The organism is Mesorhizobium sp. B2-4-13, from assembly GCF_006658535.1.
Taxonomy (GTDB): domain Bacteria; phylum Pseudomonadota; class Alphaproteobacteria; order Rhizobiales; family Rhizobiaceae; genus Mesorhizobium; species Mesorhizobium australicum.
Genome location: NZ_VFVB01000014.1, coordinates 123,282 through 137,825, shown reverse-complemented (window position 1 = coordinate 137,825; position 14,544 = coordinate 123,282). Strand labels below are relative to the sequence as shown.

Below are 14,544 nucleotides of genomic sequence, written 5' to 3'. Positions count from 1 at the left end.
AACCTGTGGCGCCGGTGTCCCCAGTCGCACCGGTGTCGCCCGTAGCGCCGGTGGCACCCGTTGAGCCAGGATCCCCGGTCGCACCCGTGGCTCCGGTATCGCCGGTTGCACCCGTGGCTCCGGTATCACCCGTTGCGCCAGTTGCTCCGTTGTCGCCGGTCGCGCCAGTCCCACCGGTTGAACCGGTGTCGCCCGTTGCGCCAGTCGCTCCAGTGTCGCCGGTCGCGCCAGTCGCACCCGTTGAACCTGTGGCGCCGGTGTCCCCAGTCGCACCGGTGTCGCCCGTAGCGCCGGTGGCACCCGTAGCGCCGGTGGCACCCGTTGAGCCGGGATCCCCGGTCGCACCCGTGGCTCCGGTATCGCCGGTTGCACCCGAGGCTCCGGTACTACCCGTTGCACCCGTGGCTCCGGTTGCACCAGTATCACCGGTGACGCCAGCGGCGCCGGTCGCTCCAGTCGAACCCACCGGGCCGGTCGCACCAGTAGAACCCGTGGCTCCACTCGAACCTGTGGCGCCTGTGGCGCCAGTCGAACCTGTAGCGCCTGTCGAACCTGTAGCTCCAGTCGCACCGGTGGCGCCTGCGTTGCTGCTAGAAGAAACAGCTGTGAGCCTGAAGACACCATTTGAATTACTGGTGTCTGGGCTCGCAATCGTTCCCGCCCCTGAGGATGCAATTGTGAAGGTGCCCGCGGCTACAACGGTATAGCTCGAATTATTGTCATCGCTGTTGGTAGGAACCAGAGCTATAATATTATAATTTCCGCTTACCGGCACGTCTGCAATCATCTGAACAGAAGAAAAATTACCTGTTGATGTTCTAGAAGGTAACGTAAAACTGCCTACAATAACGTCAGATGAATTTGTTATATAATATTGCACAGGGAACACGCCTGACACCCCCATGGATGTGTCAAGCGAACCGGTAAGGGTGACCTCAAGACTTAGAATGGCGGCGAACCTTCTCACCCCCATTTCAGTTAAAGGCGGCATCACCCGTTCACCATCAGACACAAGGTCCCACGCTCCGTTCAGCGCCTCGGCGCCCACGAGCCCTGCCGCGGCCATGACCTCCGCGCCGGTCGCATCATGCAGCGCCTCGACAAACGTCTCGCCTGTCTGGCCCTTGCCCGTCTCGCAGCTCCACAGCCTGAAATCGCCGTCGATGCTCAGCGCCCTGCCGATCGCCGCGAAGTCATCCGCCGCATCCTCCAACATGTCGACTGACCAGTCGCCCGAGCTGAAATGCATTCGGCCTGGCGAGCCGTGGGCGACCACGTGCACGGCGACCAACCCGCTGCGCCCTTCCAGTGTCTCGGCAATCTGGCGCGCCACCTGTCGGTGGCCGTCCAGCATGATCGCTTCTACCTCCGGCCGCAGGTTGGTCAGGATTGTCCCCAGATCCGGCGCGGAGGGGTCGACAAAGAGAATTTCAGAAACGCGGGCCATGGCGAGGTCCTTTTGACTCGAAGTCAGCTCACGAGAACGACAAAGGCCGGCAGTGCCGGCACTGCGAAATGGGAGGTCTGGAGGATCAGCGATCATCTGCTAGACGGCCCAAGCGCTCCGGTTGGCTCCGCGGAGGCGCTCACGCTCAGGATGCTGGAACGCTGGAAGTCGCCGGCGGCGTCGAATGTGCCGATGGCTAGCGAGGCTGTTGCGTTCGGCACCTTGACCGCCATGGACACGGGCATTGCCTTCGGCATCGCACTGGGCAACATGACCTGACCGACGATGGCCTTCTGGTTCATGTCGACGATGTAGTAGGTGACCGACCCGGCCATATTGCCGACCGGCAAGGTACCGGTAACCATCACCTCGGCGATCAGAATTCCCGCATAGATTCCCATGCCCACCTCCGTTAGCGGCGGCTGCGCCTCGGCGCCCTCCGTCCGCACGTTCAGTTCCCAGAATCCGCCGAGCACATGCGCACCGACGTTGTGCGACGCTGCCGCGACCGGCCTGCCGGCCGCCCGAGACAGCGAAACGATGAAATCAGATCCCTCAGCGCCGGCGCCCGCCCGGCAGCTCCACAGCCCGAGAGCGCCGCCTTCGTCGAGCGAGCCGCCGATCGTGGCGAGGTCGCCCGCCTCATCTGCCGGCGTCTGGGACGACCAGTCGCCAGCAGCAAAGGCGACCCGGCCAGGCGCGCCGTGCGCGATGATGTGGATCGCGCGCAGTTCCGAACGGTCTACCAGCGCCGCCGCCATCTGACGCGCCGCTGGCCGCCAGGCGTCGAGAACGATCGCCCCGATCTCCGGCCTCAGATGCCGGATGATTGCGCCGAGATCGGATACGTCGGGATCAACGAAGAGGATTTCGGAGACGCCGTGGAGGGCCACGCCGGGGTCTCGAACAGGAGGCAGTCCGGCCTTGATCGAGGCAGTGGACTGTTGAGGCACCTGGCGCCCAAGCTCCAATGCAGTGGAAGAACTCTCTCCAGCGCCGGACCGCCGGTTGACCCGACGCTTGTCCGAGCCGCGGGTTTCATTGCCCTGACTCTCGTGAGATCCGATGCGATACAAAACGCCCCCCATCCCGGTGGCACTGCTTTGCCAGCGACAACTTGCGAGGGACCCGAACTACATGCGAGGAACATCAATTTCGGAAAGACGTCGCCCGGGTGAAGTCGGCACGACGCCATGGTGGCAAGCAAACACCCTGTGCCTCTGACGCACAAAGTGGCCTCCCTCCCGACATTCTCCTAGCTTTGCAGATCTCCACGACCCGGCCGCCCTTCGGCTAGTCAGTGGCCCACTCTCGTTACCTAAACGTCTAGTAAATTGGAAATAATCTGGTTGTAAATGGATCAATTTATAATGGTAACTGCGAGTGGTAGATTTAATTTGTTACGAAATCCAATTGGAATCCGTGACTTAGACACCTTACGTTGACACCACGGCAATCTCGTATACTCCAAAAGTTTGATGCCGACGATGGCTGGTATGAGCAAGCTCCTCCAAAAAGAGTATCCTTCTACGCCGGCGCAAACATTGGCTAACACGGCACGCGCCGGCATTTTCCAAGGAGTCGATTGCGACCGAAGTAGAAGAGCAGGCGATGAAATGAGTGATCATGCAAGAAGCTGAGACACCCAAAGCTTGGCGGGGCATGGTCCGCATCCGATTGCGCCTGCGGCTAGCTAGATTCAACAGCTGCTAGTCCATGGCCAGCCGGGACAATCGAGGGTCCCTTATATAGCCGCAATGCAAATATGGCGGCCTCTGTGCGCAATTATCCAAGGAGCGGGCAGTCGGAAAATGACAAACGGCGGGCGAATTTGTCTGAACATGATCGTCAAGAATGAGATGGCTAATCTCGAGCGCTGTCTTGGCGCGGTTGCGGAGCACATCAATTGCTGGGTCATTGGCGATACCGGCTCGACCGATGGAACCCAGGATTTCATCCGCAACTTCTTCGCCGCACGCAATCTGCCGGGCGAACTGCATGAGTTTCCTTTCTACAATTTCGGGCAAGCGCGCAATGCAGCACTCGACCACGCCTATGCCTCGCCACTTGCGTACGACTATCTCCTGTTCGACGATGCGGACATGCAGCTTGTTGTTGAAAACAAGGCATTTCGCGAGCGGCTCGATGCACCGGGCTATCGGTTCCTGCAACGGGCAGATTCGGGCCTTACCTATTGGAACACGCGCTTGGTCAAGCGCGATGTCGGCGCGCGCTACCATGGCGTAACCCACGAATATATCGACATACCCGGTGGCGCGAAGGAGCTTCGGGGGGTTTGGTATAAAGATCACGCCACAGGCTCGAACCGGGTCGACAAGTTCGAGCGGGACATCAAACTCCTGCTGGGTGCCCTCGAAAAGGATCCAGAGAACCATCGCTCCTGGTTCTATTTGGCGCAATCCTACCGCGACGCCGGGCGTACAGCCGAGGCTGCGGTCGCCTATGCCAAGCGTGCCGCGATGGGTGGCTGGGATGAGGAGGCGTGGAACGCCAGGCTGCAGGAGGCTCGCTGCCTGAAGAAGATGGGCGACGATGCCGGCTTCGTCCGACAGGCACTCGCCGCGTTCAACCAGCGACCGCATCGCGCCGAGCCCCTTTACGACCTTGCCCGTCATTATCGCGAAAAGGGTATGAACGATGCCAGCGTGCTTTTCTGTGAGGCCGGGCTGGCAATCGCGCGGCCCGAACAGGATATCCTTTTCATAGAGGATTCTGTCTATGCCACCGGCCTCCAGGAGGAATATTCGATCGTCGCGAATTACGCCCGCGATCCCGCTCGGAAGGATCGCGGCCGCGCGGCCTGCAACTGGCTTGCTCTGAACAGAGGGGCTGGCGAGGGTCCCAGAGACCAGGCGTGGTCCAACACCTTCTTTTATGTGCAGCCCGCCCTGGCCCTGATGCCGTCCTTCAGTGCCCGTCCGCTGGGCTTCACGGCGCCGGACGGCTACCGGCCAACTAATCCGTCGGTGGCGAGAATAGGCAAGCAAATTGTGCTCGCCCAGCGGACCGTGAACTACACGATGACGGAAGATGAGCTGCAGTATGAAACAAACGGCGATGCAATCCGCACCCGGAATTTTCTGCTCCGATTGAGCGACGATTTGGACATTCAATCAGCAAGCGAGATTTTGCCGCCGGTCGACATGCCGGACCCTGTCTACAAAGGCGTACTTGGTTTCGAGGACCTGCGTCTGTTCGCGATAAATGGTGAACTCTGGGGCTCGGCGTGTGTGCGCGAGTTTTCGCAAGACGCGCTGTGCCAACAGGTTATAGCGCGGATCGAGGAAAGTGGTTCCTGCCACCTTACTGACTGGCGCATTCTACATCCGGCGGGGCAGCGGATTCATCAGAAAAACTGGATGCCGCAAGTGGTGGCCAATCCGTCGGATATAGGCGGAGACGAGCTTCGCTTTATGTACCTATGCGACCCAACCCGAACCATCGACGATCAGGCCCGCACTCTCAGCGAAACCTTGCCCCCGATTGCGGCGCAACGATTCAGAGGTGGCAGCCAGCTCATAGCGTTCGACGGAGGATGGCTGTGCCTGATCCACGAGGTGCAATGGAGGCAACCGGAAAAGCGACGTTACTATCTTCACCGCTTCGTATGGTTCGACAAACAGAACTCTCTACAGAAAGTGACCCGCCCGTTTTTCTTCAACAAAAAGGGCATCGAATTCGCAGCCGGCCTGGCCTGGCATCCTGATGAAAGTCGTTTGTTGATTTCGTACGGCGTAACCGACAGAGAGGCCTGGCTGGCAACCGTCGATGAGGCGGAAGTACGATTTGTGCTGGAGGACGTAAATATGCTGCGGTCCGGCGTCACCGACTTGCCCCAGATCTGATCAAGTACCGCCAACGGTAGAAGCGATATGCCGGAAGGTGTCAAAGTGTCTCTGACGATCGGCGCCAAGGTTGGATGATGAACCCGGCAAAGGGCCAACTTTATTTACGCGGCGGCAATTGGTACTTGGCACCGTTGTGGCGGGATCAATCGCGGCGATGCCCAGGATCAACTCGGAGACCAGTGACGCCGCCATGCCGATAAACCCAAACGCCTCTTCTGCGACCCTTCTTAACGCTCCGATCGAGCTTGCCGGTGACTGGGGCCGCATGTTGGAGGGCGCGGCCACTCAGGTCATCAAACGTATGCGGCGCTCCTGCCTGACTGACGTCCGGCTTGTCTCCGATCGACAGCCAGCGCGCGTGCGCGTCGACTCGCATACCTCCGGCCAACCCGCGATCTGGCTGCACCCGGACGGAAGCAGCGTGGCATGGATCATCGTCGATATCGGCGAGCGAGACTGGTCGAAGCTCGCGTATCAGTTTGGCCATGAACTCGGCCATGTGTTTGCCAACAGTTGGCAAGCCGACGCCAAGCCCGCCGCACCCTGTCAATGGCTTGAGGAAGCCATGGTCGAAGCATTCTCATTGCGCGGCCTCGGACGTCTGGCGGAGGACTGGAGAAAACATCCCCCGTTCGTCGGCGATAACGCTTTCGGTGACGCCATCGCCCAATATTGCCAGAACATTGTTCGCGCCTACGCGACCCTTGCCGATGGTCAGGATCTCACCCGTGACGCCGCCGCTTGGTTCGCCGACAACCGGGGGGCGATCGAAATTCCCGGTCTTAATCCGTTCGCGCAGGCAATGAGCGTGACGATCCTCGCCGAATACGACCAGAACCCCGATTGCATAGAAGCGCTCGGCGCTCTCAACCGCTGGCGTGGCCGCAGCGGAATTCCCGTCGCTGAATATCTGCAGCGATGGAAAGAGAGCTGCGCGGAATTGCAAACCTCTCCGCATTTACCGCTCCGCTTAGGCGAGCTATTGGGGGTTATTACGCCCTAGTAAATAGATGGAGCACAAACCGCCATCAGCCCGGTTGGTTGGCAATATGGCCTGCATGTCCGACCTTTCCTGTTTTAATTCGGGTAGGCCAGGTGCCAATCACGCTTCGCCTTCTACTCCTTCGTTATTCGTTTGGATGAATTCTACTCATATAATCAATAGCATATATGTCGACGTCGCCGGCGCGCAAATTTGAGGATCCTGCCGGTCAAGGCCCGGCGCCATAACCCCCAACCCCGCAGGCGCCGGGCCGCGCGCACTCACATAAGGCAGTCTGCGCAAGCGGCCCGACAGCCTGTTGGGGTACAATTTGTCCGACCGTCGGGCCTGACCGGCTCCGTGGGTGGCGTTGCCGGCTGGACGCAACAATAATATTAGCATCTTCGAATTAATACCTCACAAAGCCGTTTTCCCCGGCTTTGTGCCTCAGCGGCGAAGTGACTGCTCTCGCCCAGGCGATCACCGCGGTGGGTCGGCCGTCGTCCCCGGTCTTGCAGAGTTCGAACCGGTTCGCTCGATTGGGTAAATGTCGCTGCGCTATCAAACAAAAAAGAATTCACCCAGCGAAGTCACAGGAGTCCGAGCCGATACAGCGCGCTAACCGCACGCGGGCGAAAGATGGCACCGTAACGACCGGCCACCGGCTCACCCCAACTCTGCTTGTAGTCTTGCCCGGAGCCGAGATCGAACTGGCGATGCCCAACGCGTGCGGCCCATTCGATCGAAGCCTCCATTATGCGGACACCGACCCAAAAGCGGTCGTATTCGGGATCGCGGACGATGCATTGGCCGAGCACGACGCCGTCCTGACACATCAGGACGACGCCGGCTGTGCGCCGATCACCATCGAGCAGGTGCAAGGTGTGGAACTGGATTGGGCTGCCGGCGGTCTGCCGCTTCATGAAGGCGCGCCAGAACCGCAGACGATCCTCGGCAGCGACCGTCTCCTCGGCATCGTTGCCTTCCCACATGCGGCCCCATTGAGCGCAGCACCATTCCAGGTCGGTCTCGTCGTCGATGCGAAGCCGCATGAATTCGTCGCAGCGCTGGCGGGCCCGGCGCACATTCTTGCGATGATTGCGGCTCCAGCGCGCCTCATAGTCGCCCCGCAGATTGACGCTGTAGTTGTCCGGGGACCAGTAGGATCGCGGATTTAGCTCCACGACGCTCTTGTCGAGCCCCGCCTCAACCCGCACCTCGACGCCCAAGGCGTGCAGCGCCCGAGCAAGGGCGGCGGGAGAGGACGCAGGCGCGATCACGCCGGAAAGCGATTGATAGGCGACGGGCTCCCAGTATCGGCGGCGGCGACGCAGGGAAATGAGCGCGGTCGGGTGGCCATTCTCCGTCGCCAGGGCGTGGCGCTTGCGGGCGCTCGTGGGTCGGGTGAGCTCGCGATAAAGGTCGCGGTCGCAGCCGGGAATGGCCGGCAAGAAGCCCAGGGCCTGGTCGAGGGTCGAGTTCCAGGCGTCGAACCAGGCGATATGAACGCCCCGCGTCGTGAAGCGGGTGACTATGCGGGCAGTGGCGATCACAGCGGGCGCGGCGACATGGGTCATCGCGCGCTTCAAGCCCGAGCCGGCGGGTTTCGCCCGGGCGGTATCTGTGGCGTCAGAGCGACTCATCCCCGATTTCCCTGTGCCGTCCTTGCTTGTCGGCCATCCAAGCAATTGTTGAAAGAGGGCGGCCCGTCCCCCGTTGGCGGCAGATTACACAGCTTGCACCCCGCCCGGACGGCCCGCAATATTGCGTCCTTATGTTTCAACCATTGCGCGCCAAAATGTAGCGGGCGCGACCTTGTTGACGTGGCCGGGCGGATCACGTTTCGCCGACCGCGGGGCCTGGCGCGGCCGCCCGTCCCTGTTCGGCTTCTTCGCCCAGGAAGCCCCGGATGAGGAGGAGGGGGACGTGTAGGTGCACAGGCACCAAGGCCTGGGTCTTATTCAGCAGGTAGGCCAGTTCGGCGGCGAAGGGATGACGGGTCAAGCCCATCGCCAGGAACCAGAACATTGCGCCAAGCCCGCCGCCCAGAACCGCCTGCAAGACCGATATGTTCATGTCGAAGCCATTCAGCACGATGACGACGAGCGGGCCCAGCGCCGTGGCCAGTGTGGCGGTGGCGCTCGGCACCAGAGCCCACAGATATTCGCCAACGCTCAACTTCAGTCGCCGCATCAGGAACCAAAGGCCAGCGCCCACCTGGATCGGCGTGGTGGCGAAGATCGAGAGCGCCAGCGCGAAGGGGCCATGCTGGGCCGCCAGGATCATGATCAGGCTGGTCATCGGCAGGGAAATGATCCAGGCCTTGGCCGTGTCGCGGATCCCGCCGGCGGCGACCAAGGCCGGGAACATCAATGGGACGGGGAAGTAGAGCATCGTGGCCGCGGCCATCACCTGCACCAGCGGGATGGAGGTGTACCATTGCGGTCCCAGTATGGTGTGCACCAGGGGATGAGCGAAGAGGATGACCATCGCCAGGCCCGGCCAGTGGAACGCCGTCAGGCTGGCCGCGGCTCTGAGATAGGGCCCCTTGAGGGGATGACCCGTGCGCGCAAGGGCGGCGAACCCCGGCAGTGCCACCGCCGAGATCGCCGATATGACGAGACGGCTGGGCATTTCCGTGACCTGCTGGCCTCGGCTGTAGAGGCCGACATCCGTGGTGCCGCTGGCCCGACCCAGCATGAAGGTCGGAATGACCTCGCCGAGGCCGGTCAGGAGGCCGGTCGCGGTGTTGAATCCACCGAACGCCAGAATGTCGCGCCATTTGGTGAACTGGATGCGGAAGATGGACAGGTCCGGACGTATGAGAACGGCGAAGACGAAGGTGGAGAGCGGATAGCTCAGCGAGCCCCAGGCGAAGCTCATATAGCCGACACCCGTCATCACCAGAGCGGTGGTGGTGATGTTGCCGACCAGGGCCGAGCCGAGGTTTATGGCCGCGATACTCCAGAATTTCAGGTCGCGGCGAAGCAGAGCCACGATCGGCGAACCGATGCTGGAGAACAGATACCCAAAGGCCACAGTGCGGACAAAATTCTCCAGACGCGGTTCGTGCGCGAAGTCGGCGTAGAAGCCCGCCGTCACGACGAAGGCCGTCGTAAGGACGATGGCGACCACCAGCATCATGGTGAAGGAGGTGCGTATTTCCTCCTTGGAAAGCGTTTCGGCGTTGACGATGTAGTTGGTCACGCCGAAGTCACGAAGACCCTCGGCGAGCGCGAGGATGCTGGCGCCAAGGAAGGCAGCGCCGATGTCGTTGGGGGTCAAAAGCCGCGACGAGACGTAGAGCGTCGCGAAATTGAGGATGAGGGTGGCGTACTTCTCGAAATAGACCGCGACCACCGCGCGCCGAACGTTTGCCATTTCTATCGCTCACCTTCGATGAGACTGGCCCGATGCAGGATCGCCACCATATCGCGCCCTTAAAACCGTGTGGCCTCGATCAGGGTCGAGGCGACCTTCTGTTGATCCTCGTCGGTCATCTGGGGGTAAAGCGGAAGGACAATGGCATGATCCTGGGCTGCCTCCGACTCCTGCAGAGACATGCGCAACGGTCGGGAGGCATAGACGTCCTCGCGGTGGGCACACATGATGCCGCGCCGTGTGGCGATACCGGCATCCAGCATAGCCTGCATGACGGTGTGCTGGTCGGCGGACTCCGGCAGACGGACGCAGAAGCTCTGCCAATTGGTTCGCACGTAGGAGGGTTCGCGCACCAGGCCCAGCCATTGCGCCTCGCCAAGCAATTCGGCGTAGCGAGCGGCCAGCGCGCGGCGGCGGACCACGATTCCGGGCAGGCGCTTAAGTTGCTCGCGGCCGACAGCGGCCTGGATGTCGGTCATGCGATAGTTGTAGCCGAGCACTGGGTGGCTCTCGAAGATCACCTGGGCCGAGCCGTGGCGGACTGTGTCGGGCACGCTCATTCCGTGCTGGCGCAACAGCTTGAATTTGGCGGCCCAGTCAGCGTGCTTCGTGGTCAACATACCGCCGTCACCGGTGCTCATGATCTTGCGCGGGTGGAAGGAGAAGCACGCCACGTCGCCGTGCACTTTGCCGACCTTCTCCCACCGCCCGTTCCAGAAGATCTCGCTGCCGCTGGCGCAGGCCGCATCCTCGATCACGGGCAAGCCCTTGGACTTGGCGATATCGACGACCGCGGCCATGTCGCAGGGCAAGCCCATCTGGTGGACGATCAGAATCGCCCTAGTCTTGGCCGAAAGCGCTCGCTCGATCAGGGCCGGGTCGATGTTGTAAGTGGCCGGATCGATGTCGACGAAGACCGGGATCGCGCCGCAATAGGCAACGGAATTAGCCGTGGCGATGTAGGAGTGGCTAACCGTGACCACCTCATGGCCGGGCATCACCCCGGCGGCCAGCAGGGCCAGATGCAGCGCTGTGGTGCAGTTCGAGACGGCCGCAGCGTGCGGCGCGCCGGTGAAGGTGGCGAACTCCGTCTCGAAGGCCGCGACCTCCGGGCCCTGCGTGACCCAGCCGGACAGGATGACGCGGCGCGCCGCCTCGGCCTCGGCCCCATCCATCGTGGGCTTGATGATCGGAATCATGTGAGGACCTCAGCTGAAGGAAGTTGTATCTCGGCGTGAGAAGTTGCAGTCGTCGTATCACGATAAAGCCGGTCGCTCACCTTCTCCTATTGTGGGATACGGCAGGAACGGCCAACGAGCCGGGCGTAGTGGAATAAGTGACGTCGCCGTTCTAACTCGGCAGCTCCGCCTGAATCTGTCGTGCAGAGCGCAGGAACTGTAAGGAACGCGCCCTTCCTGACTACCAGGCCGAGCATGAGGACACTTAACTGCAGGGGGTCGACGGCACGACGCCCGCAGAGGGGTCTAAGCCGGGCCGATCACCTCGAGGCAGAGCTGTAGGAGACGAGGTCCCGGTGCCCTCTGGGAGTTTCGCAAAAACAAAGAGATAGAGCTTTTCGCCGTTGCGGTGAAACGCTGAACGCCCGCCGCCTCGCGCGACATTGGAGCTGGATCTGCGGAGTCCGGCACCATTGCGCTGGGGCAGGCAATATTGGACCCAACGCTTTGACGGGTGACCCCAAATGTGTAGGGCCTCCCGGTAGCTCAATGTATGGCCAGAGCACCGTCCTTTAGACGTATAGGTTAACGCTGACAGCGAGGGGTTCAGCAATATGACCTAGCCGTGAGTGGCTCCACAGGGATCTGGCATGAATACTGCTTAAACCAGCTTACTAGGCAATAATTGGGGATTTTCCAAATGCGGGTAAACACTCAGCCAAGCCGGAGAGCAGGCTTGTCAAAATGCATATTTTGCGAGCCAATCCATGTCAGGGATGTGCAGACCAACCAAAATGGAGACATTATAATCTCCATAACGGCCGATGATATTTATACGAAGAACTCAAAGCAGCGCTACGAGATAATATTGACCGACGAAGAAGTCGGCATTCTTAACGCTGCTACGCGGTGACTCGCCGTCTGCAGATAGGATCCACGGACGGGCCGACTGATACGCCGGAGCCGGCGGCGCTGCCAATGTGGCACAGGCCCCGCTGCTCCATTTTGGGACGGCGCGGCATCATCAATGAAGCCTAACTAGGCGCTGCCGCTATGACGTCAGCGGGCCTTCGTTGTGGCCTTGCCCCTTGCTGGGGCGCTAGTTCGGCAGACTCTAACGCGCGCTTTGGCCTCTGGACAACACGTGCCCGGCAGCGCCCGGCGCTAGAAGGGCTCGCCACGTCGGCCCGATCAGGGGCGGCCGCCTAAAGAAGATCATCAATCTAAAGTTGGCGCGATGGAGCCCTGGAAGGTAGCGCGTTCAAAGCCTACGCCTTCTAGTCGAATTGATGTGACGAACAGTTAGGCGTCTATAATCGCGAAAGTCCGACCGCCCCAGGCGTGGGCATGGCTGGGTTGCGGAGCATCGGTTCGAGTATTGATCTATGGCAACGATATATCAGGGTGCGATTTTCGCCGTTCAGCCGTCGCGGACCATGGTCCGGCCGGCGGAAGACCGTATCGCCGGCTTCGACGGCGTGCGCGCGATCGCGGTACTGATGGTCTTCATCAGCCACAAGACGACCCTGCCCCATCACGATTCCTATGGCTCCGTCGGCGTCTGGCTCTTTCTTGTGCTCAGCGGCATGCTCATCTCCTCAATCCTGTCGGAGATGCGCGGAAAGGTCGAAGCCGGGACGCAGTCGAAATGGCGCTCGATGGGTGACTTCTATCTGCGCCGCAGCCTGCGCATTTTCCCGCTCTATTATGCCTGTCTGGGTGTTTTCGCGCTGGCTTCGCTGTTCACCTCATTCGTTGGATTCTCGCGCATGGAAGCGACGATCTACGCCCTCTACGGCACCAACATCTATATCGCGATGACGCCGACTGGGGACCACGGCCATTTCGGTCACCTCTGGTCGCTGTCGGCGGAAGAACAGTTCTATCTGCTCTTCGCGCCGATCCTGCTGTTCACCCCGCGCAAATACCTGCTTCGGATTTGCGTCGGATTTATGCTCGCCGGCGCGGCCATGCTGGCTTGGCTAGTGTCCGTGCGGACCCACCCGAACGCCATCCACGTCGATCCGCTGATCGCTTTCGGCATGCTCGGCGTCGGCGGCTTCGTCGCCTCCTTGAAAAACCTCAAACCGCGCGCCTGGCTGGTGAGTGCGCAAGCCCAGGCGGCGGCTGGCCTGACCCTGATCGCGATCCCGCTGGTGTTCGGCTATTACCGAGACACATGGAACGTCTGGGGACCATTGACCTGCACGGTTGCCGGCCTGTTTCTGTTCCAGATCGCCCGCAACCAGCAGACTCCAGTCGTGGCTTTCCTCAACTTATGGCCTCTGCGCTCGCTCGGCCGGGTGAGCTATGCCTTCTACATCCTGCACCAGTTCGTCCATTTCTACGAAGTCCAAGCGGTGTTCCATAAGCTGCACATGAACATTGACGGGTCGCCTATCGTGCAACTGGCCGTGGAGCTGTTCATCACGGTCGCGCTGGCGACGCTCTCCTGGCATTTCTTCGAACGGCCGCTCCTACGGTTGGGGGCTAGATTGACCGCGCGGGAGGGCGCCGAGGCCAGCAGCGCAGCCGCCGCCTTGTCCCCGGGACGGCAAGCGGCCACGCGGTAGAGGCGGGCGGAGCTACGGCCAATGCGACTCGACAACGAACGCCGCATCAGGGGTTTCGATGGCCTGCGCGCGATCGCCTTCATCTTCGTGTTCATAAGCCACAAGTTCCATCAAGGGACGTATGCATCCCTTGGCGGCGACGGGGTAGTGCTCTTCTTCGCACTCAGCGGCCTCTTGATCACCCGTATCCTGGCTCGCACGCGGGTGGCGGTCGAGGCGGGCGAGACGACGAAGCTGGCAGGTCTTGGGCGCTTCTATCTTCGGCGTTCGGCCAGGATATTCCCCGTCTACTACGCGACGATCGGCTTCTTCCTGATCGCGTTGCTGTTCGTTCATTTCGACGGCTTCGAAGGCGGCGCGCGCCTGGCCATGCTGCTCTACGCCACGAACATCTATGTGTTGATGACCGGACACTGGGTGGGCCACTTCAACCACTTCTGGACGCTGGCGATCGAAGAGCAATTTTATCTACTGTTTGCACCGTTGCTGCTGTTCACCCACAGCAAGGCCGCCGGACACATCTGCGTTGCATTCGTAGTTGTGGGTCTCTTCACTCAGGCGGGCCTCGAATGGGCCGGAGTGTCGGCGAAGGTCATCGGCCTGAATCCCATGACCGGCTTTGGTTATCTTGCTTTGGGCGGTCTGGCAGGACTGAACCTCGACCGGCGAGTGCCGGCATGGCTGGTTTCCACGCCGGCCCAGGCCATCGCCGCGCTAACCCTTCTCATCGTGCCCCTCACTATCCTTAAGGACGAGATCATCTGGCGCGTCTATGCGCCGGCAGTCGCAGCTACAGCCGCGCTTCTGGTCCTCCAGATAGCGGGGAACCAGGCCTCGCGTTTCGTCGCCCTTTTGGAGACCTGGCCCCTGCGCAACCTGGGACGCATCAGCTACGGTTGTTACGTTTTCCACGAGTTTATTCATTTCTACAACGTCGAGGCAGCGGCCCGGAAGTTCGGCGTCGTATTTCAAGCGCCGGATTGGGTCTCGGCTCCCATCGAGCTTGTTTTGACCATAGGCCTGGCGACCTTTTCCTGGCAATTCTTTGAACGACCCATCATGGCCTGGGCCCATCGGCCGACGCAGAAAGCCGCGCCTGCCGCTGCCTGAGCCC

General features: G+C 61.1%; 9 protein-coding genes. 4 read left to right on the top strand and 5 right to left on the bottom strand.

Annotation, left to right across the window (positions count from 1 at the left end; genetic code table 11):
• Nucleotides 1-1,447 (bottom strand): DUF4347 domain-containing protein (locus FJ936_RS28630; RefSeq protein ID WP_246680574.1); only part of this gene is annotated, 1,447 nt, incomplete at its 3' end.
• Nucleotides 1,448-1,539: 92 nt separating this feature from the next.
• Complete coding sequence (locus FJ936_RS28625) at nt 1,540-2,523, bottom strand: DUF4347 domain-containing protein (protein ID WP_181763190.1); 984 nt, start codon at nt 2,521-2,523, stop codon at nt 1,540-1,542.
• Nucleotides 2,524-3,288: 765 nt separating this feature from the next.
• On the opposite strand from FJ936_RS28625, the gene FJ936_RS28620 reads away from it, so the two are divergent.
• A complete protein-coding gene (locus tag FJ936_RS28620; protein ID WP_141907320.1) occupies nt 3,289-5,313 on the top strand; it encodes a hypothetical protein in 2,025 nt (674 codons plus the stop codon).
• 70 nt (nt 5,314-5,383) lie between these two features.
• Nucleotides 5,384-6,319, top strand: a complete 936-nt coding sequence (locus FJ936_RS28615) for a hypothetical protein (protein WP_246680573.1) — start codon at nt 5,384-5,386, stop codon at nt 6,317-6,319.
• A 569-nt stretch (nt 6,320-6,888) separates the two neighbouring features.
• Here the strand turns inward: FJ936_RS28615 and FJ936_RS28610 are convergent.
• From FJ936_RS28610 to FJ936_RS28600, 3 genes are all read right to left on the bottom strand, one after another.
• Nucleotides 6,889-7,875 carry a GNAT family N-acetyltransferase gene (locus FJ936_RS28610; RefSeq protein WP_181171503.1) on the bottom strand — a complete coding sequence of 329 codons (987 nt, stop codon included), beginning with the start codon at nt 7,873-7,875 and terminating at the stop codon, nt 6,889-6,891.
• 259 nt (nt 7,876-8,134) lie between these two features.
• Nucleotides 8,135-9,679 (bottom strand): oligosaccharide flippase family protein, encoded by a 1,545-nt coding sequence (locus FJ936_RS28605; RefSeq protein ID WP_140793341.1) that lies wholly within the window; start codon nt 9,677-9,679, stop codon nt 8,135-8,137.
• Between the two features lie 59 nt (nt 9,680-9,738).
• Entirely contained in the window at nt 9,739-10,878 is a 1,140-nt protein-coding gene (locus tag FJ936_RS28600; RefSeq protein ID WP_140793339.1) for a DegT/DnrJ/EryC1/StrS family aminotransferase, read from the bottom strand.
• 1,364 nt (nt 10,879-12,242) lie between these two features.
• Between FJ936_RS28600 and FJ936_RS28595 the strand changes: the two genes are divergently transcribed.
• Nucleotides 12,243-13,430, top strand: a complete 1,188-nt coding sequence (locus FJ936_RS28595; protein ID WP_141907318.1) for an acyltransferase — start codon at nt 12,243-12,245, stop codon at nt 13,428-13,430.
• 21 nt (nt 13,431-13,451) lie between these two features.
• The gene (locus FJ936_RS28590) at nt 13,452-14,540 is read left to right on the top strand and encodes an acyltransferase (RefSeq protein ID WP_141907317.1); all 1,089 of its coding nucleotides are present in this window, start codon (nt 13,452-13,454) and stop codon (nt 14,538-14,540) included.
• The last annotated feature ends 4 nt before the right edge of the window (nt 14,541-14,544 follow it).